Source organism: Streptomyces sp. NPDC047117, from assembly GCF_040643545.1.
GTDB lineage: Bacteria > Actinomycetota > Actinomycetes > Streptomycetales > Streptomycetaceae > Streptomyces.
On the sequence record NZ_JBEYUN010000012.1, the window covers coordinates 199,087 to 223,012 of the forward strand.

Consider the following 23,926-nt stretch of genomic DNA (forward strand, 5'->3'; position numbering starts at 1 on the left):
GTCGGAAAGGTGCCGGCTCGGCTAGCCGCGGTCAGCCGTGGGCCGCTCCCGAGGCGTCACTCGGCACCGGCGCGCCCTCCGCCCCCGCCGGGGCCTCCGTGATGTCCAGGAAGACGTGGTCCGCCTGCGGCCACGTGCGCTCGACCTCATGCTTGATCCGCACGCAGACGAGCTCCACCCGCTCGCTGTCCATCCCCGGTGCCAGATCGATACGGGCCGCCAGCAGCCAGCTGTCCTCGCCGAGGCGCATCGTCAGCAGCTCAGCGACGTTGTCCACCTCCGACTGCGCCATCAGCAGCTCCTCGATGCTCTCCCGCAGCTCCGCGTCGACCGACTCGCCGATCAGATGGTCCCGCGCCTCCTTGCCGAGCCGGTACGCCACGAACACCAGAAGCAACCCGATGGCGAAGGACGCCGACGCCTCCCACACCGCCTCGCCCGTCACCAGATGCAGCACCATCCCGGCCGCCGCCAGCAGCACACCCAGCACCGCCGCACCGTCCTCGGCCAGCACCGTACGCAGCGCCGGATCGCTGCTGCCGCCCTTCTGCACGCGCAGCTGGTACACCGCACGGACCAGCGAACTGCCTTCCGCGACGAACGCCACCCCCAGCACGATCAGACCGGCTGTATAACCGCTCGGGGTCTCGTGCGACCCCTCGCGCAGCGCGTCGATGCCCTGGAAGAAGGAGAAACAGCCACCCATCACGAAGATGCCCACCGCGGCGAGCAGCGCCCAGAAATAGCGCTCCATGCCGTACCCGAACGGGTGCCGGTGGTCGGCGGGGCGGCGGCTGCGGCGCAACGCGGCGAGCAGAAAAAGCTCGTTCAGGCTGTCCGCGACGGAATGCGCCGCCTCCGACAGCAGCGCGGGCGAGGCGGACAGCAGACCGCCGACAGCCTTTGCGACCGCGATGAGGAGATTCGCCGCGAGTGCCACGACGACCGTCACGCGGGTCCGGCCGTCGGAATCCTTCCGCTTCACCATGAATCACCGCCGCCATTCGGGGGACGCGGGGGGTGCGATCGATCGGTAATACACATCAACGGAGCGTGTACCCGGTTCGATGAATGAGAACCGCGGACGAATTTCCGCAACAGCCGAATGCCGAAAAGGTGAGTGACGATGGTGGACGTCGGCTACACGATGATGACCGAACAGGCGGGCCCGCGCGAACTCGTCGACCATGTGGTCCTGGCCGAACGCGCCGGTTTTGATTTCTCGGTCACCTCGGACCATTACTTTCCCTGGCTGGCCTCGCAGGGCCATGCCCCGTACGCCTGGAGTGTGCTGGGCGCCGCGGCGCAGGCCACCTCGCGCATTCCCCTGATGACGTACGTGACCTGCCCGACCACCCGGTACCACCCCGCGATCGTCGCCCAGAAGGCGGCGACGATGCAGCTGCTCGCAGAGGGCCGGTTCCGGCTCGGCCTCGGCTCGGGCGAGGCCCTCAACGAGCACGTCGTCGGGCAGGGCTGGCCCACGGCACCGGTCCGGCTGGAGAAGCTGGAGGAGGCCATCGAGATCATCCGGGCGTTGTTCTCCGGCGACGAGGTGACGTACCACGGCGAGTACTTCGACGTGGACCAGGCCGTGCTGTGGGACCTGCCGGAGAAGCTGCCGGAGATCGGCGTCGCGGTGTCCGGCGGCCTGTCCTGCGAGATCGCGGGCCGCCTGGGCGATCTGGTGATCGCCACGGAGCCGAAGAGCGAGCTGCTGCGGAAGTTCGACGAGCACGGCGGCAAGGGCAAGCCGCGCATCGGCCAGATCCCGGTCTCCTACGACACGGACCGGGACGCGGCGATCGCCCGGGCGCACGACCAGTTCCGCTGGATGGTCGGCGGCTGGCCGGTCAACAGCGAGCTGCCGGGGCCGTCCGGTTTCAGCGGCGCGACGCAGTACGTACGCAAGGAGGACATCGCCGAGGCGTTCCCGTGCGGCGACGACGTCGAGACGTACGTGAAGGCGGTCAAGCAGTACGCGGACGCGGGCTTCACCGAGGTCGCCCTGGTCCAGATCGGCGGCGACCAGCAGGAACCGTTCATCGACTGGGCCCAGAAGAACCTGCTGGATGAACTGCGGGCGCTGTAGGGCGCTGCAGGGGGAGAGGGGGTGGGGGAGGGGGATGGGGCTGCGGAGGGGGAAGGGCGGCGGACCGTTTCCGCCCTTTCTTCCCCCATGGGGGTGCACGAGGTCCCCTTCTCAACACAGTAGTCGGGGGCACTGACACCGCCCCCGCCCCTCCCGGCCCCAACCCCGCCCCCGCCCCTCCCGGCCCCAACAGCCCCAGCCCCCGCTCCGTACCCCAGCCCCTACGACTCCTCGCGTCGCCTCCGGGCCTCCCGTTGCGGCTCCACCGTGTACTTCGGGTCTTCCGCCGAGGCGATGCCTGCGTGGAAGACGGCGAAGCGGGTGAGGGCCGAGCCGGTGAGGAGAGCCAGGCCGGCCGTGACCGCCGCCGGGCGGCTGCGGCCGGCGAGCAGGCCGGCGGTGGCCGCGCCCGCCACCGTCAGCGCTTGCGCGCAGCGCATCAGTTTGCCGGCCTTGCCCGTGCGGTACGTCTCGGCCACGATGCCGAGCCGCCGTTCGGCTGCGGTCGTCGCCGCCGTGTCGGCCGCCGCGGCCAGCAGCGCGGCGTACCGCGCGGGGGCGTTCTCCCCGGTGGGGGACGCCACCAGGGCCATGCCCGAGGCGCCGGCGGTCGCGGAGGCGGCGAAGAGGTACGGGAGTTCGCGGTGCGCGCCGTGCCAGGCGGGCACCGCCGTGTCGGCGGCGAGCACCGCGGTGTACGTCGCGACGGCCGGGCCGAGCAGCGCCGCGGCGCCGGTCGCCGCGGCTCCGGCGCGCGGCAGCCGGCCGGTCACCGCGCTCGCCGCCGCCGCGCCCGCCATCGGCCCGTACCCCGCCAGCAGCCAGGAGCCGACGCTCATCGGGGAGGTCGGCTTGCAGACGCGGAGCATGTTGGCGAAGCGGGACGGGCGGCCCAGGTCGTTGACCAGGGCGGCCGTGGAGAGGGAGATCGCCGCGAGGGAGGAGATCTTCATCGCCTTGGCCATCGTGGGGCGGCCGGTGAGGTGGGCGCCGGCGGCCAGTACGGAGCCGGCGCCCGCCAGGCCGCCGGTGAAGAAGTACCCGGCGATGTCCCGGGCCGCCCACGACGGTGCCTTGATGACGGGCCGGCCGTAGTACGAGTCGAACTCGGCGCGGGGCACCATCAGTTCCTCGCCCTTGCGGCGCCGCCCGCCGCCCTTGCCATCCTTGGGCCGGGTGCCGGTCGTCCCGCTCATCGCCGTCCCTTCCGTTGCAGGAGTGCGGGGAGTACGAAGGAGGCGGCGGCGCCGGCCGCCAGGGACAGGGCCGCCGCGCCCGCGTGCTTCCACATCGCGGGCAGGTCGCGGGTGGTGACCACCGGGTCCGGCGGCAGCCCGTACACCTCCGGTTCGTCCAGGAGGAGGAAGAACGCGCCGTCGCCGCCCACGCCGTCCTCCGGGTCGTGCCCGTAGAGCCGGGCCTCGGGAACACCCGCCTCCTGAAGCTGGTCGACGCGGAGCGCGGCGCGTTCGCGCAGTTCGTCCAGGGGGCCGAACTGGATGGAGTCGGTGGGGCAGGCCTTCGCGCAGGCCGGTTCCTGTCCGGCGCCGAGCCGGTCGTAGCACATCGTGCACTTGAAGGCCCGGCCGTCGTCCTTGCGCTGTTCGATCACGCCGTACGGGCAGGCCGGTACGCAGTAGCCGCAGCCGTTGCAGATGTCCTCCTGGACGACGACCGTGCCGTACTCGGTGCGGAAGAGCGAGCCGGTGGGGCAGACGTCCAGGCAGGCCGCGTGCGTGCAGTGCTTGCAGACGTCGGAGGACATCAGCCAGCGGATGTCCCCGGCGGGCCGCTGCGGATCGTCCTCGGCGAGGGGGAGGGACGTACGGCCGTCCGGTGCGGGGGGCTCCGCCGGGACCTGGCGGGGTGCGGACTGTTCGATGAAAGCGACGTGGCGCCAGGTCGAGGCGCCGAGGCCCTGGGTGTTGTCGTACGACATGCCGGTGAGCGACAGCCCGTCCTCGGGGATCGCGTTCCACTCCTTGCACGCCACCTCGCAGGCCTTGCAGCCGATGCAGACGGAGGTGTCGGTGAAGAAGCCCATGCGCGGGGGCGGGTCGGGGTGGCCGGCGTCGCCGGCCGGGTCCGGTTCCGGGCCGCTGAAGAGGCTGCCGGTTTCGAAGAAGACGCCGGTCATTCGGGCTGCTCGCCTCCGGTGTGCTCGGTGATACCGGCGCGCCGCCGGTAGTCGGCGACCAGCCGGGGCAGGTCGGGGCCGCGCGGCCGGCGGCCGGGGCGGATGTCGGCGGTCAGCGCCTTGTCCTCCTGGATGTGCGCGTTCGGGTCCAGCGCGATGGCCATCAGTTCGTTGGCGGCGTCGCCGGTCACCGTGCCGTTGGGGCCCCAGTGGAACGGCAGGCCGATCTGGTGCACGGTGCGGCCCTGTACGGTCAGCGACTTGATCCGCTCGGTGACCAGCACACGGGCCTCGACGGCGTTGCGAGCCGTGACGATCGTCGCCCAGCCCGTGTGCGTGAGGCCGCGCTCGGCGGCCAGCGCCGGGGACACCTCGCAGAAGAACTCCGGCTGGAGTTCGGAGAGGTACGGCGACCAGCGGCTCATGCCGCCCGCCGTGAAGTGCTCGGTGAGCCGGTGGGTGGTGACCACGTACGGAAAGATGTCCGCGCCGGGTTCGTCGCCGCTGGGGTGGTAGCGGTTGCCGGGGCGGGAGTGCAGCTGCCGGGCGGGAGACCGCGGGCGGTCGGGGTACAGGGCGTTGGTGAACGGGGAGTCCTGCGGCTCGTAGTGGGTGGGCAGCGGCCCGTCGAGCAGTCCGGCGGGCGCGAACAGCCAGCCCTTGCCGTCGGCCTGCATGATGAACGGGTCGTCGCCGCGCAGCGCGTCGACGCCCTCGGCGTCGTCCGCCGGTACGTACCCCGGTTCCTTGTCGGGGACGAAGTCCGGGATGTCGTGCCCGGTCCACCTGCCGGCGTCGGCGTCCCACCAGACGTACGCCTTGCGGTCGCTCCAGGGGGTGCCGTCGGGCGCCGCCGAGGCGCGGTTGTAGAGGATGCGGCGGTTGGCGGGCCAGGCCCAGGCCCATTCGGCGGCGACCCAGTCCTGTTCGGTGTGCGGCTTGCGGCGGGCGGCCTGGTTGACGCCGTCCGCGTACACCCCGCAGTAGATCCAGCAGCCGCAGCTCGTCGAGCCGTCGTCCTTGAGCTGGGTGTACGCGGAGAGCGGCGCGCCGTCGGGGCCGCGGCCGTTGATCTCCGCCAGTACGGCGTCGGCGACCGGCTCGTCCAGCTCGCCGTGGACCGGGTAGTCCCAGGCCAGGTCCTGGATCGCGCGGTCCATCGGGTCGGTGGAGGCGGCCAGTTTCTCCTTGATGCGGCGGCCGAGGTGGTACGTGAACCACAGGTCGCTGCGGGCTTCGCCGGCCGGCTCGACGGCGGCGTGGTGCCACTGGAGCCAGCGGTTGGTGTTGGTGAAGGAGCCGGACTTCTCGGTGTGCGAGGCGGCGGGGAGGAAGAAGACCTCCGTGCCGATGTCCTCGGTGCGCAGTTCGCCGGACTCGATCTCCGGGCCGTCCTGCCACCAGGTCGCCGATTCGATGAGGGAGAAGTCGCGGACCACCAGCCAGTCGAGGTTGGCCATGCCGAGCCGCTGGAGGCGGGTGTTGGCGGAGCCGACGGCGGGGTTCTCGCCCATGAGGAAGTAGCCCTTGCAGGCGCCGTCCAGCTGCGCGAGGACGATGTCGTACGCGCCGTGCGAGCCGGTGAGCCGTGGCAGATGGTCGAAGCAGAAGTCGTTCTCGGGCTGGGCCGCGTCCCTGTAATAGGCCTTGAGCAGGCTGACGAAATAGGCCCGCATATTGTTCCAGAATCCCTTGTCCGTACGGCTCGCCGTGACGAACGTGTCGAGATCCTCATGGGCGTGGGCGTGCGGCATCGGCAGATATCCGGGCAGCAGGTTGAACAGCGTCGGAATGTCGCTGGAGCCCTGGATGGAGGCGTGGCCGCGGAGCGCCTGGATTCCGCCGCCGGGCCGTCCGATGTTTCCCAGCAGCAATTGCAGGATGCTGGCCGCGCGAATGTACTGCGAGCCGACGGTGTGCTGCGTCCAGCCCACCGCGTACGCGAAGGCGCTGGTGCGGTCCGGGCCCGAGTTCTGGGTGAGGGCTTCGCAGACGCGCAGGAACGACTCCTCGGGGACGCCGCAGATCTCGGCCACCATGTCGGGGGTGTAGCGCGCGTAGTGCCGCTTGAGGATCTGGAAGACGCAGCGCGGGTGCTGGAGCGTCGGGTCCTGTGCGGGGTCGGACTCGGCCTGGGCGCCGCCCGAGCCGTGCGTCTCGGCGTGGGCCGCCTCGTGCAGCCGGCGGCCGGTCTCGGGGTCCTTCTGGAGGCGCTGGTCGTGCCGCTGTTCCACGTCGCCCGCCGGGGCCTGGACGCCGCCGCCCGCGTACTGCCAGGTCTCCGCGTCGTACCGGTGGTGTTCCTCGTCCAGGCCGGAGAAGACGCCGGCCAGGTCCTCGGTGTCCTGGAACTCCTCGCTGATCAGGGTGGCGGCGTTGGTGTAGGCGAGGACGTAGTCGCGGAATTCCTTGCCTTCGGTCAGGACGTGGTTGATGATCCCGCCGAGGAACGCGATGTCGGTGCCGGCCCGCAGCGGTACGTGCAGGTCGCACAGGGCGCTGGTGCGCGTGAAGCGCGGGTCGACGTGGATGAGGGTCGCGCCGCGTGCCTTGGCCTCCATGACCCACTGGAAGCCGACGGGGTGGGCCTCGGCGAAGTTGGAGCCCTGGATGACGATGCAGTCGGCGTGCTGGAGGTCCTGCATGAAGGTGGTCGCGCCGCCGCGGCCGAAGGACGTACCGAGGCCGGCGACCGTGGAGCTGTGGCAGACCCGTGCCTGGTTCTCCACCTGGACGATCCCGAGGCCGGTCAGCAGCTTCTTGATCAGGTAGTTCTCTTCGTTGTCCAGTGTCGCGCCGCCCAGGCTGGCGATGCCGAGGGTGCGGGCCACGCGCGCGCCCTTGGACTCCCACTGCCAGGTGTCGCGGCGGGTCTCGATCACCCGGTCGGCGATCATGTCCATGGCTTTGTCGAGATCGAGCGGCTCCCAGTCGGTGCCGTGCGGCCGCCGGTACAGCACCTGGTGCCGCCGCGCTTCGCCGGTCGTCAGCTGGAGCGTCGCCGACCCCTTGGGGCACAGCCGGCCCCGGCTGACGGGCGAGTCGGGGTCGCCCTCGATCTGCACGACCTTCTCGTCCTTGACGTACACCTGCTGACCGCAGCCGACCGCGCAGTACGGGCAGACCGACTGCACCACCCGGTCGGCGGAGTCCGTGCGGGGCCGCAGCCGCTCGGTGTGCTCCGACATCGCGGCGCGTCCGCGGCCGAGCGGATCCTTGCCGGTGAGCTGCCGGTACACGGGCCAGTCGCGGATCAGCCGCTGTACGCCCATGGATCCTCCAGCTGTCGGCGTCTGCTGAGCGGGTGCGGGGGTCGGGACGAATGCCTCCAGGGTTGCCCCTGGTGCGGACGGGTGCCCGGCGACATGCCGCTCACACCCGCCGATCGGGGGAGCCGGGCGCGGGGCCGGTGGCCGGACGGATACCGGCGTGTCCGAGGTGAGAAGCGCGGCCCACCGGTCAACCCTGGAGGTGTGAGTACTACCGCCCTCATCGTCATCGACATGATCAATACCTACGACCACGAGGACGCGGAGCTGCTGCTGCCGTCGGTGCGCAAGGCACTGCCCGCGGTGGTCCGCCTCATCGACCGGGCCCGCGAGGACGGCGTACCGGTGATCTACGCCAACGACAACTTCGGGGAATGGCGCTCGCACCACGGCGAGATGCTGGAGACCGCGCTGGCCGGGCCGCACGCGGAGCTGGTGGCCCCCGTCCGCCCCGACGACTCCTCGCTGTTCATCGTCAAGGCCCGGCACTCGATCTTCTTCGAGACCCCGATGACGTATCTGCTGTCGCAGCTGGGCATCGACCACGTCGTGCTGTGCGGGCAGGTCACCGAGCAGTGTGTGCTGTACTCGGCGCTGGACGCGCACATCCGGCACCTGAAGGTCACCGTCCCGGACGACGCCGTGGCACACATTCACCCGGACCTCGCCGACGCGGCGCTGCAGATGATGGAGCGCAACATGAACACCCACCTCTGCACCGTCGACACGCTGGACTGGGAGGCGGCGGCGCGGCGTGATTGACCGCCGCCGTGCCGGGAACCCGGGGCGGGAAAGAAGCCGAGCGGAACGCGAGGCGCGTTCCGCGGTAGGAAGGGAGCGCATGATGCCCAGCGGCTCCAACGCCAAGCGCGAACGGCAGTACGAGCACATCAAGGAAGGCGCCGAGAAGCGGGGCACCTCCACCGGCCGGGCGAAGGAGATCGCCGCGCGCACGGTCAACAAGGAGCGGGCACGCTCCGGCGAGGCGAAGAGCGCGAGCAAGGAGTCCACGCGGGACCCGAAGTCCGCGCCGGAGCGGGGCGGACAGCGGGCGGGCAAGGGGACGGGTCCGAAGGGCCCGACCAAGGACCAGCTCTACCGCGAGGCCAAGGAGAAGAACATCGACGGCCGCTCCTCGATGACCAAGGACGAACTGGCCAAGGCGCTCGGCCGCTGACCGCCCGCGCCGCCTACCGGCCGTCCTCCGGATGCGCCAGGTCGTACGGGCGCGGGTACGGCCCCGGGCGGAAGGCGAGGTACCGCGCCGCCGTCGTCGGGTCGGACCGCCGCGCCTCCGCGTTGAGCGCGCCGGGCGTGGTGTCGCCCCACCGCCCGGTCCCGGCCCGGCGGTCGACCGTGTGCAGTGCGGCGAGCTGCTCGGCCGGTGTGAACGTGCAGTGCCCGGCGTTGTCGACGAACCCCTGACGCAGCATCCCGTCGGCCCCGGCAGCGGTGACGGCCCGGCGGTGCGCCGAGCCGACCTGGACGGGGACCAGCGGGTCGCCGGTGGTGTGCACGTCCAGCTGCGGGGTGCGCAGCTTGCCGGTGAAGGCGATGTTGCGCGTCATGTAGCGGACGGCCGCGGGGTCGGCCTTGATGCGGGGCGCGCCGGCGAGCGTCCGCAGGTCCTCGTCCAGGGACAGCCCGGCCGCCGCGTACAGCGCCTCGGCCTCCTTGTACCCGGCCGACCGGCGGAGCATCGCGGTGTAGTCCACGCCGCTGTTCCACGCCATGTTCCCGCCCGCCCGCTGCTCGGCCTCCTGGCGGCGCCGGAAGCCGGCGTCCACCAGCATCGTGCTGACGGCCCGGTACTGGTTGGCCTGCTGCGTCTCGTAGTCGTCCGGTGCGGGCCGGTCCCGCTTCGGGTCGTTCCAGCCGGGGATGTTGTGCAGCGCGGCGGCCAGCGCGATGCGGGCCCGACCGGTCGCGGTGTGCTGTGCCTCGGAGACGACGCTGCCGAGTCGGCTGCCGGCCCGGTCCGCCTCGTCCGCGTCGGCGAAGCCGGTCAGCGGGATGCCGGAGCCGGGTGCCAGCAGCGTCTTCAGCGCGAAGACCGGATCGAGGGTGGAGTTCCAGTTGGCGACACCGCCCTGGACGAGGCCGCACAGGGACAGCGAGCCGTCGATGCGGCCGGGGTGCCGCTCGGCGATCGCGGTGGTGACCAGGCCGCCGTAGGACTCGCCCCAGGCGAGCGTGCGGCGGGCCGGTCCCACCCGCCCGGCGAAGGCGTCGAGGGTGGCGACCTGGTCGGGCACGGCCTGCTCCACCGCCCAGCCGGTGCCGGCGTACGAGGAACCGGCGAGCGCGTACCCCTCCTTCAGCAGCAGCTTCTTCGTGGCGTCGTCGGAGGCGTCCACGGCTTCGTTCGGGGCGCCCGCGGGCCGGTACCCGTGGCTGAACAGCAGCAGGGTGCCGTTCCAGCGGGCCGGGGTGTCGATGACGTACGTGGCACCGGAGGGCAGGGTGCCTTCGAGGCGGCGGGGTTCGGCCGGCGCGGCGGTCGCGGGCGGCACCGCGGCGGTGAGGAGCAGCGCGGCGACGGCCGCGAGCAGCCCCGCCTGGTTACGTGACCTCATCGATGGGCTCCTTCCGGTCGGAACGGTTCTGTGGGTGCTGTTCGGCGCCGAACCGGTCGCGGCTGGTCTCCCTGACCCGCCACACGGTGAGCGCGGTGACGGCGGCACCGGCGGTCAGCAGCAGGGCGATGGGCGTGCTGCTTCCGTACGCGGCGAGCAGGCCGCCGGCGATCAGCGGGGAGAAGCCCGCGCCGAGCAGGGTCGCGGTCTGGTAGCCGAGGGAGGCGCCGGTGTAGCGGACCCGGGTGCCGAACATCTCGGTGAGCAGCGCGCCCAGCGGCCCGTACATGGTGGACTGGGCGACGCCGTGCCCCAGGACGAGCGCGAGGATCAGCAGTCCGGGGCGGCCGGTGTCGACCAGCGCGAACACCGGGAACGCGGTGGCGGCCGAGAGGACCGCACCGGCCAGCACGACCGGCCGCCGCCCGAACCGGTCGGACAGCGCCCCGGCGCACGGCAGCACGAGCAGGGCCGTGCAGGAGGCGAGGGTGACGCCGGTGAGGACCTGGGTGCGCGAGAAGCCGTGGCCGACCGCGTAGGAGACCATGAAGCTGGTCAGCAGCGACTGGGCGGTGAACGCGCCGATGCCGGCGCCCGCGGCCATCAGTACGGCGCGCGGCCTGCGCACCACGTCGAGCAGCGGCAGCCGGGCCGGCGCCCGCTCCTCCTTCAGCGCGCGGAACAGCGGACTCTCGGTGACCTTCAGCCGTACGTAGAGGCCCGCGAAGAGCAGGACCAGGCTGAGCAGGAAGGGCACCCTCCACCCCCAGGCGCGGAACTGCTCGTCGGGCAGGGCGGCGACGAGGGTGACCACGGCGGTGGACAGGACGGTGCCGAGCGGGGCGCCCAGCTGGGTGAGGCTGGTCCAGCGGCCGCGCGGCCGGCCGCCCGCGTGCTCGGCGACCATCAGCGTCGCCCCGCCCCACTCGCCGCCGATGGCGATGCCCTGCACCACGCGCAGCAGTACCAGCAGGACGGGCGCCCACACGCCGATCGTGCCGTACGTCGGCAGCAGCCCGATGAGGAAGCTGCCGACGCCCATCAGCACCATCGTCGCCAGCATCATCGACTTGCGGCCGAGCCGGTCGCCGAAGTGGCCGAAGACGATGCCGCCGAGCGGCCGGGCGACATACCCGGCGGCGAAGGTGCCGAACGCCGCGACGGTGCCGGCGGCGGGATCGGCGGCGGGGAAGAACAGGTCGCCGAAGACGAGCGCGGCGACCGTTCCGTAGACCAGGAAGTCGTAGAACTCCACGGCCGTGCCGAGCAGGCCGGAGAGCGCGACCCGTCTCAGCTGCCGGGCGTCCGTGGCGTCGCGCACGGCGGTCATCCGTAGAAGCGGGAGAGGCTGCGCAGGACGCAGGCGGGCTTGGTGCCGTCCTCGATCTCCACCGTGCCGTCCACCGCGATCTGCACGCCGCCCTTGACCTCGTCGACCGAGGCGAGGGTGGCGGCCAGCCGGATACGGGAGCCGACCGTCACGGGGGAGGGGAAACGGACCTTGTCCAAGCCGTAGTTGACCTTGGTGGTGACGCCCTGCACGTCGAGCAGTTCCGTGAAGAGCGGGATGAACAGTGAGAGCGTCAGGTAGCCGTGCGCGATCGGCGCGCCGAACGGTCCCTGCGCCGCCTTCTCGGGGTCGGTGTGGATCCACTGGTGGTCGCCGGTGGCGTCGGCGAAGGTGTCGATGCGGTCCTGGGTGACCTCGATCCAGTCGCTGGTGCCCAGGTCGCTGCCGGCGAGCTTCTTCAGTTCGTCGAGGCCGTTGACGGTGACGGTCATGTCGCATTCCTTTGGTCAGGAGTCGGTGGACCCGTAGCGCCGGCGCACCCGGGACTTGAGGAGCTTTCCGGAGGCGGTGCGCGGGAGTTCACCGGCGAGCACCACGGATTTGGGGAGCTTGTACTTGGCGAGCCGGCCGGTCAGGGTGGCCAGCACCTCGTCGGGGTCGAGGGCCGCGCCCTCGCGGGGGACGACCACCGCTCGCGGGACCTCGCCCCACTTGTCGTGCGGCACGCCGATGACCGCGCACTCGACGATGTCGGGGTGGGCGAGGAGGAGGTCCTCGATCTCGGCGGGGTAGATGTTCTCGCCCCCGGAGATGATCATGTCCTTGAGGCGGTCGACGATGAAGACGTATCCGTCCTCGTCGATCCGGGCCGCGTCCCCGCTGCGGAACCAGCCCTCCGTGAAGGAGGCCGCCGTCTCCTCCGGCAGCCCCCAGTAGCCCGGCATGACATGGGGCCCGCGGACCACGACCTCGCCCCGCTCGCCGACGTCGACCGGGGTCAGGCCGGGCCCTACCACGCGTACGTCGCTGAAGAAGTGCGGTACGCCCGCGGAGCCGGCCTTGCCTGCCGCGTGCTCGGCGTCGAGGAACAGTGTGCCGGGGGACGCCTCCGTCATGCCGTAGCCCTGGAGGAAGGTCAGGCCCCGTTCCTGGTACGTGGCGATCAGTGGGGTCGAGACCGGTGAGCCGCCGCAGGTCAGGATGCGGAGGGAGGACAGGTCCGCGTCGGCCCAGCGCGGATGCCGGGCCACCTGCTCGAACATTGTCGGGACCCCGAACATGAAGGTGATCCGGTGCTGTTCGATCAGGTCGAAGGTGGCCTCCGGGTCGAAGGCCTCGACCAGGACGCAGGTACCGCCCTTCAGGAGGACCGGCAGGGCGAGCATGTTCAGGCCCGCCGTGTGGAACAACGGGGCGGATACCAGGGCGCGTTCGTCGGCGATCAGATCGGTGTCGACCAGGACGTTGATCGCGTTCCAGGTCAGATTTCCGTGCGTGAGCATCGCACCCTTGGGGCGGCCGGTGGTCCCCGAGGTGTACATGATGATGCAGGTGTCGTCGGCGGTGACCGGTTCGTCGATGGGCTCGTCCGACGCCGACGCGAGCAACTCCTCGTATTCGTCACCCACTTCGACGTACGTGCGTACATCGCCCGCATCGGCCAGGTCCGCGACGAGCCCGGCGTGCGACGGGCCGTACAGGAGGACCTTCGCGCCCGAGTCGGCCAGCTGGTGGGCGATCTCCGGGCCGGTCAGCCGGGTGTTGAGCGGGACGAAGACGGCGCCCAGCGCGCCGGCGGCGAACAACGTCTCCAGGAAGGAGGGGTGGTTGGGGCCGAGATAGGCGATCCGGTCGCCGCGCCGGACCCCGGTGGCGCGCAGCGCGCGGGCCAGCCGGGTGGTGCGGTCGTGCAGCTCCGCGTAGGTGGTCGCCGCGCCCTCGTGGCGGACGGCGATACGGTGCGGGGTCTTGCGGGCCCGGCGGGCGGGCCACGACCCCAGTCCCTCGTTGCGCACAGCGGCTCTCCTTGCGGTGGGGTCAGGCGAGCCCGAGCAGCCGGGCGGCGTTCTCCTTGAGGATCTTCGGCCGGACGGCTTCCTTGATCTCCAGCTTGTCGAAGTCCGCGAGCCAGCGGTCCGGCGTGAGCACGGGGTAGTCCGAGCCGAACAGCACCTTGTCCTTGAGCAGGGTGTTGGCGTACTGCACGAGCTGCGGCGGGAAGTACTTCGGTGACCAGCCCGACAGATCGATGTGCACCCCGGGCTTGTGCGTGGCGACCGCCAGCGCCTCGTCCTGCCAGGGGAACGACGGATGAGCCAGGATGATCTTCAGGTGCGGGAAGTCGGCGGCCACGTCGTCGACGTGCAGCGGATTGGAGTACTTCAGCCGGATCCCGCCGCCGCCGGGCACGCCCGCGCCGATGCCCGTCTGTCCGGTGTGGAAGAGGGCGATCGCGCCGGTCTCCTCGATGACCTCGTACAGCTCGTACGCCAGCCGGTCATTGGGGAAGAACGCCTGGATGCTCGGGTGGAACTTGAAGCCGCGTACGCCGTACTCCTCCACCAGCCGCCGCGCCTGCTTCACGGCCGCCCTGCCGCGGTGCGGGTCGAGCGAGGCGAACGGGATCAGCACGTCGGCGTTGTCGGCGGCGGCCTCGGCGACCTCCTCGTTGGGCACCGGGGCGGTGCCGGTCGCGGACTCGGCGTCCACGGTGAAGACGACGGCCGCCATCCGCCGCTCGCGGTAGTACGCGGCCATCTCCGGCAGCGTCGGCTTACGGTTGCCCTCGACCTTGAAGTACGCACTGGAGGCGTCGGCCAGCCCGGCGTCCAGGGAAGCCTGCCCCTTGCTCGACACCTCGGCGTGCGTGTGCACGTCGATGGCCACCAGCTCGTCCACGTTCATCGCGCTGCGGGTCATGGCTCACGCCTCCGGGATCACGGGGGCGGGGATGCCCACGGACTGCGGCTCGCGGCCCACGGACGTGTGCCAGGCCGCCGCGACGGACTCCGGGCGCCAGCCCCCGTCCGCGTACGCCACCGACACCTCCTGCGGGTGTGACCACAGCGCGAGCTTGTCGCCGCCGATGCCGACACACTGGCCGGTGACGTCCTTCGCGGCGTCCGAGGCGAGGAAGGGCACCAGCGCGGCGCAGTCCTCGGCGGTGCCGAACCCCTCGCCCTTGCGCAGGAATTCCGGCAGCGGCTCGCCGCGCCGCATCGCCTCGATGTACGGCGCGAACGCCGGGATGGTCTCCGTCATCGCGGTCGCCGCGACGGGCACGATCGCGTTGACGGTGATCCCCGCCCTGGCCAGCTCCATCGACCAGGTGCGAGTCATCGCGGCGATGCCGGCCTTGGCCGCCGCGTAGTTGGTCTGGCCGAAGTTGCCGCGCTGCCCGGCGGGGGAGCCCACCAGGATCAGCCGGCCGCCGTCGCCCTGCTCCCGCATCCGCACGGCGGCGGCCCGGGCGCAGGTGAAGGTGCCCTTGAGGTGGGTGGTGAGCACGGCATCGAAGTCGTCGTCGGTCATCTTCCACAGCACCCGGTCGCGCAGGATGCCCGCGTTGGTGACCATCACGTCCAGCCGGCCGAACTCCTCGACGGCGCGGGCCACCAGCCGGTCCGCCGCCTCCGCCGTGCCGACGGCGGCGGCCTCGGCGACGGCCCGGCCGCCGGCCTCCGTGATGCTCTTCGCGGCCTCCTCGGCCACGGCCTCGTCGAGGTCGTTGACGACGACGGAAGCGCCGGCGGCGGCGAGCGCCGAGGCGTAGGCGAAGCCCAGGCCACGGCCGGAACCGGTCACGACGGCGACCTTGCCGGTGAGGTCCACGGGGGTGGGGGAAGCGGGTCCGGACATGGTGCGGTCCTCTCAACAGGCATGCGGAATACGGGTGTTGACGTCAGGGGTGAGGGGCGGGCCGAGGGCCGGTTCGGCCGGCGGCCCCGCCGTGATCGAAGCTAAGACCAATCATTGTTAACGTCAATGGTTGTTCTCGTAATCAAAAATGCGGCATGCTGGGTCCGCTGGTGAGATGGAGAACCGGAAAGACCGCCCCGCACCGGGGGCACGGAACAGGGAGCGCCATGACCGCCCAGGGAACGCCCGCCGCGCAGGCCAGGCCCGTCGACGCCGACGAGCCGTGGATGCGGGGGCTGCACGCCGACACCGGATACCTGCTCTACCGGCTCGGCCTGCGCTCGGGGCAGCTGTTCAACGCCGCCCTCCAGGAATCGGGCCTCCGGCTGCGCCACTACGCGCTGCTGCGGTACCTCGCCACGGTCGAGGGCGCACCGCAGCGGGAGCTGAGCGAACGGCTCGGTTACGACCCGAGCGCCATCGTCGGCCTCGTCGACGACCTCGAACGCCTGCACCTCGTGGAGCGCCGCCCGGCCCCCGCGGACCGGCGCCGCCGCATCGTCGTCCTTGCCGACGCGGGCCGTACGTACCTCCGTGACACCGACGAGGCCAGCCACCGCGTCACCGACGAACTGACCGGCCCCCTCACCCCCGAGGAATCCGCGACGCTGCACGCACTGCTGCTGCGGGTCGCGCAGACGGGCGACGCGTAGGCGCCGGGGGCGGTCTGCCGGTGGTCGACGCGCCGCTCAGGACGTGGGGACGCGTGTGAAGCGCCCCGCGATGTGCAGGTCCGCCTCGATGCCGGCCACGGCGGCCCGCAGCTCGGGCAGGACGTCCGTGAGGCATTCCTCGGCACTGCGCCGCACGGTGTGCATCGCGACGTTCACCGCCGCCACCACCTCGCCCGCACCGTTGTGGACCGGCACCGCGAGCGACCGCAGGCCCTCCTCCAGCTCCTCCTCCACCAGTGCGTGGCCCTGGTCCGCGACCCGGTCGAGGAGGGCGGTGAGTTCGGCGGGGCCGGTGACCGTGTGCGGGGTCAGTGGCCGCAGTTCGGTGCGGGCGAGCCGGGCGTGCCGCTCGGCGGGCGGCAGGCCGGCCAGCATCACCCGGCCCAGCGCGGTGGCGTACGCGGGCAGCCGGGTGCCGGTGGTGATGTTCACGCTCATCACGCGGGTGGTGGCGACCCGTGCCGTGTACTGGATGTCGTCCCCCGCGAGCACGGCCAGGGAGGCGGAGTCGTGTACGCGCGCGGCGAGCGTGGCGAGGTGCGGTGCCGCGATCCGGGGGAGCGTGGTGCGGGAGAGCGGGGGGTAGCCGAGCGCCAGCACGCGCGGGGTGAGCCGGAAGGCGCGCCCTTCGGAGGCGACGTACCCCAGGTGCTCCAGGGTGATCAGGGCGCGGCGGGCGGTGGCCCGCGCCAGGCCGGTCGCCTCGGCGGCCGCCGAGAGCGTCAGCTCGGCCCGGCCTTCGCCGAACGCGGTCAGCACGGTCAGGCCGCGGGCCAGCGACTCGATGAACTCCCGCCCCAGCTCCTGCTTGGACGCGGCGGTCCAGGCGGCGAGCGGCGCGGGTGACGGCACGTCCGCCTTTGGCGGCGCCTCCTGGGCCCGGACCAGCTCCCGCTCCATCGCGGCCACCGTCTCGCGCAGCCGGGGCAGCAGTGTGTCGCGCAGGGACGCCGCACTGTGCCGGCTGGTGTGGCTCACCACGCTCGCCGCGCAGGCGACCGAGCCGTCCGGGGCGCGCACCGGCACGGCCAGCGCGACCAGTCCCGGCTCGATCAGCTGGTCGTCCAGCGCCCAGCCCTGCGCACGCGCCTGCCGGGCGCGTTCCTCGAAGTCGTCGCTGCCCCCGTCGCCGTCGCCCGTGGCCCGGCCGGCGTCGAGCGGCGGTACCGCCGGGAAGCCGCGGTGCTCAGGATCGGCGGCCCGGCGCTCCCGCCAGCGGGCCCACTCCGCCTCGGACCATCCGGCGGCGAACAGCGAGCCCGGCGCGGTGCGCTCGGCGGGCAGCAGGTCGCCGATGCGGAAGCTCAGGGACATCGCGCGGCGCCGGGTCGCCTGGTGGAGGAAGCGGATGCCGTCCCGGTCGGGCACCGCGAGCGACACCGACTCGTCCAGCGCGTCGGCCAGCGCGTCGGCGTGCCCGCCGAGCAGGCCGGGCAGCCGCAGTGCGGCGAGGTAGGCGTTGCCCAGCTCCATGACGCGCGGGGTGAGCACGGCGTCCCGGCCGTCCAGCCGTACGTACCCCATCCGCGCCAGGGTCGCGGTCACCCGGTCGACGGTGGAACGGGCGAGGCCGGTGGCGCGCTCCAGCTCGCTCGGGCTGAGTGTGCCGTCGGCCTCGGTGAGCCGGCGCAGCACGGCGATGCCGCGCATCAGCGGCGTGACGGCCTCGGCCGGCACCTCGTCGGTGGCGGCGGGCGGCATGGTGTCGGTCGGTGGCATCGGCTCTCCGTCGCGGTCTGTGCAGGACACCGTAAGGAATGCGGACGGCCGCCCGCACCGCGGGTCCGCGGCTCGGTGGACCTGGGCCGTTGCCGGTGAACCGTTGACAGGCGGCAGCGCCGCGCGCAAACTCTGCGGAACGCCAGTGAATAATACTTCACCATGCGAACATCCTGCACAAGCCCGCATCCTGGGACGACGGAGAGCGGGCCCGTCCTCGACGACGAGGAGAGACGTATGCACACCACCGTCGGGATCATCGGCGGCGGCCCCGCCGGCCTGCTGCTCGCCCGCCTGCTGCACACCGCCGGCATCGACAGCGTCCTGCTGGAGCGCCGCGACCGCCAGTACGTGGAGCAGCGCCAGCGCGCCGGAATCCTGGAACAGGCCACCGTGGACGCTCTCCGGGCGTGCGGTGCCGGGGCCCGGCTGGACGCCGAGGGCATGGTCCACGACGGGATCGAGCTGCGCTTCGACCGGCGCGCCCACCGTCTCGACTTCCCCTCCCTCGCCGACGGCCGGCGGGTGACGGTGTACGCACAGACCGAGGTCGTCAAGGACCTGATCGCGCTCCAGCTCGCCGAGGGCGGCCCGCTGCTCTTCGAGGCCGAGGTGCACGCGGTCGAGGGCGCCGACACCGGCCGGCCGTCGATCCGCTACACCCACGAGGGCAAGGAAAAGACCCTCACCTGCGACTACGTCGTCGGCTGCGACGGCTTCCACGGCGTCGCCCGCAACGCCGTACCGGAGCACCTGCGCACCACCTACGAGCGCGTCTATCCGTACTCCTGGCTCGGCATCCTCGCCGACGCGCCGCCCGCCGCCGACGAGCTGATCTACGCCCACTCCGACCGCGGCTTCGCCCTCGCCAGCATGCGCTCCCCGTCCGTCAGCCGGCTCTACCTCCAGGTCCCCAACGGCACCGACCCCGCCGACTGGTCCGACGACCGCATCTGGGACGAGCTGGACGCCCGCTTCGCCCTCGCCGCCGACCCCGGATGGCGCCTCAAGCGTGGCCCCATCACCAGCAAATCCGTCCTCCCGATGCGCAGTCACGTCACCGAGCCGATGGCCTACGGCCGGGTCCTGCTGGCCGGCGACGCCGCCCACATCGTGCCGCCCACCGGCGCCAAGGGCCTCAACCTCGCCGCCGCCGACGTCATCGTCCTGGCCCGCGCCTTCGCGGACTGGGGCACCACCGGCGCCACCGACCTGCTGGACTCCTACTCCGACACCTGCCTGCGCCGCGTGTGGCGCGCCGAGCACTTCTCGTACTTCATGACCACCACCCTGCACACCGCCCCCGACCAGTCCCCCTTCGATACCCGCCTGCAGATCTCCCAGCTCGACCGCATCGCCAGCTCCCCGCACGCAGCGGCCGAGCTGGCCGAGAACTACACGGGCCTGCCGCTGCCGACAGCACCGGTGGTCTGACCCGTACCGTCTCACCCGTTCGGACGGTGGTGGTCGGCGAGGGTGCGGGGGCGTGGTCAGGCTGTGACGGGTACGCGGGTACTCCGCAGCCCCGGACGGAAAGGCACATCCATGGCACGCGCGGCACTCTTCGACGTGGACGGCACGCTCGCCGACACCAACCATCTGCACGTCACGGCCTGGTGGGAGGCGTTCCGGCAGCGCGGGCACCGGGTGCCGATGACCGCCATCCACCACGCGCTCGGGCGCCCGTCGAACGACCTGATCGGCCACGTGCTGGGGGAGGACCGGGACACCGGCCAGGACGCGGACATCAGCGCCGCGCACAAGACGCTGTACGGGACGTACTTCGACCGGCTGCCCGCGCTGCCGGGCGCCGGCGACCTGCTGCGCGCCCTCGCCCGGCGGGGCTGGCACAACATCCTGGTCACCTCGGCGGGCGGCTACGAGCTGGGTGCGCTCCGCCGGGCCATCGACGCCGACGACGCCATCACCGACACCGCGAGCGCCGACGACGTGAAGGAGGGCAAGCCCGCGCCCGAGCCCGTGGAGTACGCCAGGGAGCTGGCCGGGGTGTCCGCCGGGCAGGCGGTGTTCGTGGGGGACTCGGTCTACGACATGCAGGCCGCGACCCGGGCCGGGGTCCGGGCCGTCGCCCTGCTGTGCGGCGGGATCCCGCGCACCGACCTGGAGGAGGCCGGCGCCGCCGAGGTGTACGCCGACCCCGCGGAGCTGCTGGACCGGCTCGGGAACAGCCTCTTCGCCGAGGTGGCGGACGAAGCGTGAGCCGGGCGGAGCGCCCCGTGATGCCGGATATGACGTGTCCCACCATCATGAGTTGAGGCCCCGCGCGAAGGGCACCCGGACGGTCCCCGTAAGGACGGATCGGAGTGTTATGACTCGGAAGAGCGAGCAGAACGAGAACGGCCGCAGCGCGGCGAAGGGCGCGGGCCGGGGCGACCCCCGGGACCGCGACACCGCGGCGAAGGAGGTGCTGGCCGAGTTCGAGGACGCCGAGACCCGAGTGGCGGAGCCCGAGGAACGGCGGCACGTCGTCGGCGAGAGCGGCGACCCCCTGACCACCAGCCTGGACGCCCAGGAGTCCGTCGACGAGGACGAGCGCGCCGAGGCCGGCACCCGGCGCGACCCCGACCGGCCCCGGCACACCCGCCCGCCGCGCGCGGACGAGGACTGAGCAGCGTGGCGGCGCCCCTTTCCGCGCTGTCCGACAGCACCCTCCCGCTCCTGGTGGAGGGGTACGCCTGGCTGCCCGACCGGCGGCGCCGCAACGGCGGCGCGCCGGTCCGTACCCGGCTGCTGGGCAAGCCGGCGATCGCGCTGCACGGCACCGACGCCGTGCGGTTCTTCTACGACGAGAGCCGTATCCACCGGCGTGACGCACTGCCGGGACCGGTCCTGGACACTCTCTTCGGCCGCGGCGCCGTGCACACGCTCGACGGCGAGCGGCACCGCGTACGCAAGGCCCTCTTCGTGCACCTGCTCAAGGACCGGGAGAGCATCGCCGACCTGACCGAGCGCGCGACCGCCGAATGGGAGCGCGCCCGCGCCGACTGGGCCGGCCGGTCACAGGTCGTCCTCTTCGACGCGTTCGCGCTGCTCCTGACCCGTACCGTCTGCGGCTGGGCGGGCATCCCGCTCGACGACGAGGCGGCCCGGGAGACCGCGGACGACCTGGTCGCCATGGTGGACGGCTTCGCGACGCCGGGACCGCGCCACTGGCGGGCCCGCCGCGCCCGCCGCCGCCAGGAGGAGCGGCTGGCCCGCCGCATCGAGGACGTCCGGCGCGGCGGCCCCGGCCACACCGAGCACGGTGCCCCGGCCGGTGCGGCGCTGGCGGAGGTGGCCCGGCACCACGAGGCCGACGGCGCCCCGCTGGACCCGCACACGGCCGCCGTGGAGATCCTCAACGTCATCCGGCCGACCGTCGCGGTCGCCTGGTTCCTGACCTTCGCCGCGCACGCGCTGCACCGCAGGCCCGAGCAGGGCGCGCCGCTCGCCAAGGGCGACACCGGGTACGCCCGGGCCTTCGCCCACGAGGTACGCCGCTTCTACCCCTTCGTGCCGTTCCTCGGCGGGCTCGCCGCCCGCGACCTGGAGTGGCGGGGCGAGCCCGTGGCGGCCGGCACGATGGTGCTGCTCGACGTCTACGGGTACCTGCACGATCCCGAGCTGTGGCCGCGCCCGTACACCTTCGACCCGACACGCTTCACGGACGCCGAGCCGGGGCGCGACGACCTCATCCCGCAGGGCGGCGGCGAGGTCTCAGGCGGGCACCGCTGTCCGGGCGAGGACATCGTGCTCGCCCTCCTCCAGACGCTCGTCCCCCTGCTGGCCCGGCTGGAGTACCGGGTGCCGGAGCAGGACCTGAGCATCCCGCTGCATCGCGTACCCACCAGGGTGAACAGCGGCTTCGTCGTCACCGACGTGCACTGAGCGACCCCACACACGCGGGCGGCCCGGCACCCGCCGGACCGCCCGCCCCCGCCCGCCCGGACTCACGCTGCCCGGGGCTCCTCCCGTACGACCTCGGAGGGCTTCTTGTCGTCGCGCAGGCCGAGGAAGCGGGGGTGGCGGAGCATGCCGTCCCTGGTCCACTCGGTGAAGCCGACCTCGGCGACCAGCTCGGGGCGCACCCAGTGCGCGCCACGCTCCCGTACCGGGTCCCCGAACGGCGAGCGGGCCTGCTCACGGTCGTCGAGGAGGCCGCGGATGCGGTGCAGCGTCGCCCGGTCGTAGCCGGTGCCGACCTTGCCCGCGTACCGCAGTGTGCCGTCCGCGTAGTAGCCGAGGAGCAGCGCGCCGAAGCCGACGCGGCTGCCGGCCGGCTCGGTGAAGCCGCCGATGACGAACTCCTGGCCGCGGGCGCACTTCAGCTTGAGCCAGTCGCCGGAGCGGCGCGGCACGTACGGCCCGTCGGCCCGCTTGGCGATCAGCCCCTCCCAGCCCCGCTCGCAGGCGTCGGCCAGCTCCTCCGGGCCGCCCTGGTTGCGGTGCGGGGTGAAGCGCAGCGGGGAGACGAAGCGCAGGGCGCGGCGGAGCAGTGACTTACGGGTGCGCAGCGGCAGCCGGGTGAGGTCCTGGCCGTCCAGCCGCAGCAGGTCGAAGACGTAGTACGTGACCGCCACCGAGCTGGCGCGGGCCTGCGCGGGGTCGGTGATGCCCATCCGCTGCTGGAGGCGGGAGAACTCGGTACGGCCGCCGGAGAACGCGACGACCTCGCCGTCCACGGCGAAGTCCCGGCAGTCCTGGGCGGCCAGCGCGTCGACGATCTCCGGGTAGGTGCCGTCCATGGAGCGGCCGGTGCGGGACAGCAGCGTCGCACGGTCCCCGTCGCGGACGGCCAGCGCCCGGACGCCGTCGAGCTTGCGCTCGAAGATCCAGTCCCGGTCGAAGTCCCGGCGGTCGGAGAGGACCGCGAGCATGGGGTGGGCTGCCAGCTCCTCGCCCGGAGGCGCGGCCGCCAGCAGCCGCCGTTGTGCGCCGGGCAGCGACTCCAGCAGTTCTCCCGCCACGGTTAGCTCTTCCCGTCCGCTTCGGTGCCCTCGTCGGCCGCGACCTGCTTGAGCGTCCGGCCGCTGCGCGCCGATCTGGCCCGGCGCGGGTCCGGGGCGCCGCGCTTGCCGGCCCGCTCGTCGTTCTCCTTGACCAGCAGCCAGGACTCCCGGCCCTCGGACTCGGCCGTGCGGAAGCGGGTCAGCGCGTACCCGCCGTGCAGCTTCTCGCCGTCCATCCAGAACGTCACGTGCCCGTGCTCCAGCCGCTCCGCGAAGGTGGCGTCGCGGTCCTTGCGCTTCTTCGGCGGCAGCGGGCGGTACGTCCCCTGGTCCCACACGATGACCGTGCCGCCGCCGTACTCGTCCTGCGGGATCACCCCTTCGAACTCCCGGTACTCCATCGGGTGGTCCTCCGTGGGCATGGCCAGCCGCTTGTCGTGCGGATCGGTGGACGGGCCCTTCGGCACCGACCAGGACTTCAGGACCCCGTCCACCTCCAGCCGGAAGTCGAAGTGCATCGTGGAGGCGTCGTGGATCTGCACGACGAAGACCGGATCTGCGCCGTCGGCGGACGGCGCGCCGGCGTCCTGCTGCCCCCGCGGCTCACGGGTCCGCTCGAAGTCGCGCTTGCTCTGGTACGTCGTGAGGCCTCGCTCGCCCTGCACGCCAACCCCTTCCTGCCGGTGCCCGCTGTGGTCACTCTCGCGCACCGGCACGTACGGCGCACGCGGGCGCGGCGGCCGGGGCGGTCACGCGGAGCGCAGGGTGAAGGGATGGCCCGCGGGGTCCCGGAAGGTCCGCAGCTCGTCGGGGCCCTCGCTCCGCGGGGAGTCCATCGGGCTGCCGCCGTAGTCGATCACCTGGCGCTCCACGTCGTCCATGCGGTCCTTGGGCACCGTCAGGTGCAGATGGGCCTGCTGGGAGTCGTCGGGCCGGGGCCAGGAGGACGGCGCCGCGCCGTGGTCCCGCTGGAACGCCAACCGTGTGCCGTTCCTGCTGGTGATCTCGATGAGTTCGACGCCCAGCTCGGCCGGCAGCTCGGCGCCCAGGAGCTTGGCGTAGAACTCCGCGACCGGTTCGGGCTCCGCACAGTCCAGCACCAGCACCGCGGTGTCGACGTGGACGGGGGGTTCCTGGAAGGGGCCGGCGCCCGCGTTCTCTGTCATCACCTGTGTCTCCCGTTCCGGAGCCGTCCGGCGGTGCCGCCCGCCGGAGTGGGCCGCCCGGCCGTCGCCGGGTGGTGCCGGTCCGGGTATCCGCGTGCCGCCGCTTCATGCACCGGGCGGGGCGGGAGCGAGGCC

The 23,926-nt window shown here is 72.5% G+C and carries 22 protein-coding genes; 8 read left to right on the forward strand and 14 right to left on the reverse strand.

Translation table 11 applies throughout. The annotated features are described in order from the left end of the window. Positions 1–31: 31 nt before the first annotated feature. Positions 32–988 (reverse strand): cation diffusion facilitator family transporter, encoded by a 957-nt coding sequence (locus ABZ840_RS23765; RefSeq protein WP_361562117.1) that lies wholly within the window; start codon positions 986–988, stop codon positions 32–34. A 138-nt stretch (positions 989–1,126) separates the two neighbouring features. On the opposite strand from ABZ840_RS23765, the gene ABZ840_RS23770 reads away from it, so the two are divergent. Beyond that, entirely contained in the window at positions 1,127–2,092 is a 966-nt protein-coding gene (locus tag ABZ840_RS23770; RefSeq protein ID WP_361562118.1) for an LLM class F420-dependent oxidoreductase, read from the forward strand. Between the two features lie 221 nt (positions 2,093–2,313). Here ABZ840_RS23770 and nrfD read toward each other — a convergent pair whose 3' ends face one another. From nrfD to fdh, 3 genes are read right to left on the reverse strand one after another with little or no spacing between them, the layout of a single operon-like run. Further along, positions 2,314–3,288 carry an NrfD/PsrC family molybdoenzyme membrane anchor subunit gene (nrfD, locus tag ABZ840_RS23775; protein WP_361562119.1) on the reverse strand — a complete coding sequence of 325 codons (975 nt, stop codon included), beginning with the start codon at positions 3,286–3,288 and terminating at the stop codon, positions 2,314–2,316. Then, entirely contained in the window at positions 3,285–4,229 is a 945-nt protein-coding gene (locus ABZ840_RS23780; RefSeq protein ID WP_361562120.1) for a 4Fe-4S dicluster domain-containing protein, read from the reverse strand. The genes nrfD and ABZ840_RS23780 overlap by 4 nt, the downstream gene beginning before the upstream one ends. After that, positions 4,226–7,501 carry a formate dehydrogenase gene (gene fdh, locus ABZ840_RS23785; protein ID WP_361562121.1) on the reverse strand — a complete coding sequence of 1,092 codons (3,276 nt, stop codon included), beginning with the start codon at positions 7,499–7,501 and terminating at the stop codon, positions 4,226–4,228. Before fdh ends, ABZ840_RS23780 begins: the two co-directional genes overlap by 4 nt. Positions 7,502–7,702: 201 nt before the next feature. On the opposite strand from fdh, the gene ABZ840_RS23790 reads away from it, so the two are divergent. Together ABZ840_RS23790 and ABZ840_RS23795 are read left to right on the forward strand one after the other, a co-directional pair. Next, positions 7,703–8,260 carry an isochorismatase family cysteine hydrolase gene (locus ABZ840_RS23790; protein ID WP_361562122.1) on the forward strand — a complete coding sequence of 186 codons (558 nt, stop codon included), beginning with the start codon at positions 7,703–7,705 and terminating at the stop codon, positions 8,258–8,260. A gap of 82 nt (positions 8,261–8,342) precedes the next feature. After that, entirely contained in the window at positions 8,343–8,675 is a 333-nt protein-coding gene (locus tag ABZ840_RS23795) for a plasmid stabilization protein (RefSeq protein WP_361562184.1), read from the forward strand. 13 nt (positions 8,676–8,688) lie between these two features. Here the strand turns inward: ABZ840_RS23795 and ABZ840_RS23800 are convergent, their stop codons facing one another. From ABZ840_RS23800 to ABZ840_RS23825, 6 genes are read right to left on the reverse strand one after another with little or no spacing between them, the layout of a single operon-like run. Continuing rightward, the gene (locus tag ABZ840_RS23800; RefSeq protein ID WP_361562123.1) at positions 8,689–10,074 is read right to left on the reverse strand and encodes a hypothetical protein; all 1,386 of its coding nucleotides are present in this window, start codon (positions 10,072–10,074) and stop codon (positions 8,689–8,691) included. Continuing rightward, positions 10,061–11,404, reverse strand: coding sequence for an MFS transporter (locus ABZ840_RS23805; RefSeq protein WP_361562124.1), 1,344 nt, complete (start codon positions 11,402–11,404; stop codon positions 10,061–10,063). The genes ABZ840_RS23800 and ABZ840_RS23805 overlap by 14 nt, the downstream gene beginning before the upstream one ends. After that, positions 11,401–11,856, reverse strand: coding sequence for a MaoC family dehydratase (locus tag ABZ840_RS23810; RefSeq protein ID WP_361562125.1), 456 nt, complete (start codon positions 11,854–11,856; stop codon positions 11,401–11,403). Before ABZ840_RS23810 ends, ABZ840_RS23805 begins: the two co-directional genes overlap by 4 nt. Before the next feature lie 15 nt (positions 11,857–11,871). Continuing rightward, positions 11,872–13,380 (reverse strand): o-succinylbenzoate--CoA ligase, encoded by a 1,509-nt coding sequence (gene menE, locus ABZ840_RS23815; protein WP_361562126.1) that lies wholly within the window; start codon positions 13,378–13,380, stop codon positions 11,872–11,874. Positions 13,381–13,402: 22 nt separating this feature from the next. Continuing rightward, positions 13,403–14,269 (reverse strand): amidohydrolase family protein, encoded by an 867-nt coding sequence (locus tag ABZ840_RS23820; RefSeq protein WP_361562185.1) that lies wholly within the window; start codon positions 14,267–14,269, stop codon positions 13,403–13,405. 18 nt (positions 14,270–14,287) lie between these two features. After that, on the reverse strand, positions 14,288–15,223 hold the full coding sequence (locus ABZ840_RS23825; RefSeq protein ID WP_361562127.1) for an SDR family NAD(P)-dependent oxidoreductase: 936 nt from the start codon (positions 15,221–15,223) through the stop codon (positions 14,288–14,290). 227 nt (positions 15,224–15,450) lie between these two features. Between ABZ840_RS23825 and ABZ840_RS23830 the strand changes: the two genes are divergently transcribed. Then, entirely contained in the window at positions 15,451–15,936 is a 486-nt protein-coding gene (locus tag ABZ840_RS23830; RefSeq protein ID WP_361562128.1) for a MarR family winged helix-turn-helix transcriptional regulator, read from the forward strand. A gap of 36 nt (positions 15,937–15,972) precedes the next feature. Here the strand turns inward: ABZ840_RS23830 and ABZ840_RS23835 are convergent, their stop codons facing one another. Then, positions 15,973–17,676: an IclR family transcriptional regulator C-terminal domain-containing protein gene (locus ABZ840_RS23835; RefSeq protein WP_361562129.1), complete on the reverse strand. Its 1,704-nt coding sequence runs from the start codon at positions 17,674–17,676 to the stop codon at positions 15,973–15,975. A gap of 237 nt (positions 17,677–17,913) precedes the next feature. Here ABZ840_RS23835 and ABZ840_RS23840 point away from each other — a divergent pair, with 237 nt between their 5' ends. The 4 genes from ABZ840_RS23840 to ABZ840_RS23855 all read left to right on the forward strand — a co-directional run bounded on the left by ABZ840_RS23840 (position 17,914) and on the right by ABZ840_RS23855 (position 21,564). Then, positions 17,914–19,110: a 4-hydroxybenzoate 3-monooxygenase gene (locus ABZ840_RS23840; RefSeq protein ID WP_361562130.1), complete on the forward strand. Its 1,197-nt coding sequence runs from the start codon at positions 17,914–17,916 to the stop codon at positions 19,108–19,110. Between the two features lie 111 nt (positions 19,111–19,221). Next, positions 19,222–19,896: an HAD family hydrolase gene (locus ABZ840_RS23845; protein ID WP_361562131.1), complete on the forward strand. Its 675-nt coding sequence runs from the start codon at positions 19,222–19,224 to the stop codon at positions 19,894–19,896. Positions 19,897–20,005: 109 nt separating this feature from the next. Beyond that, positions 20,006–20,305, forward strand: a complete 300-nt coding sequence (locus tag ABZ840_RS23850; protein WP_361562132.1) for a hypothetical protein — start codon at positions 20,006–20,008, stop codon at positions 20,303–20,305. A gap of 26 nt (positions 20,306–20,331) precedes the next feature. Further along, on the forward strand, positions 20,332–21,564 hold the full coding sequence (locus tag ABZ840_RS23855) for a cytochrome P450 (protein ID WP_361562186.1): 1,233 nt from the start codon (positions 20,332–20,334) through the stop codon (positions 21,562–21,564). Between the two features lie 62 nt (positions 21,565–21,626). Here the strand turns inward: ABZ840_RS23855 and ligD are convergent, their stop codons facing one another. The 3 genes from ligD to ABZ840_RS23870 form a co-directional block, all read right to left on the reverse strand. Beyond that, positions 21,627–22,643, reverse strand: coding sequence for a non-homologous end-joining DNA ligase (gene ligD / locus ABZ840_RS23860; RefSeq protein ID WP_361562133.1), 1,017 nt, complete (start codon positions 22,641–22,643; stop codon positions 21,627–21,629). 2 nt (positions 22,644–22,645) lie between these two features. Then, entirely contained in the window at positions 22,646–23,290 is a 645-nt protein-coding gene (locus tag ABZ840_RS23865; protein ID WP_361562134.1) for a DNA polymerase ligase N-terminal domain-containing protein, read from the reverse strand. 84 nt (positions 23,291–23,374) lie between these two features. Beyond that, positions 23,375–23,791 (reverse strand): VOC family protein, encoded by a 417-nt coding sequence (locus ABZ840_RS23870; protein ID WP_361562135.1) that lies wholly within the window; start codon positions 23,789–23,791, stop codon positions 23,375–23,377. Positions 23,792–23,926: the final 135 nt, after the last annotated feature.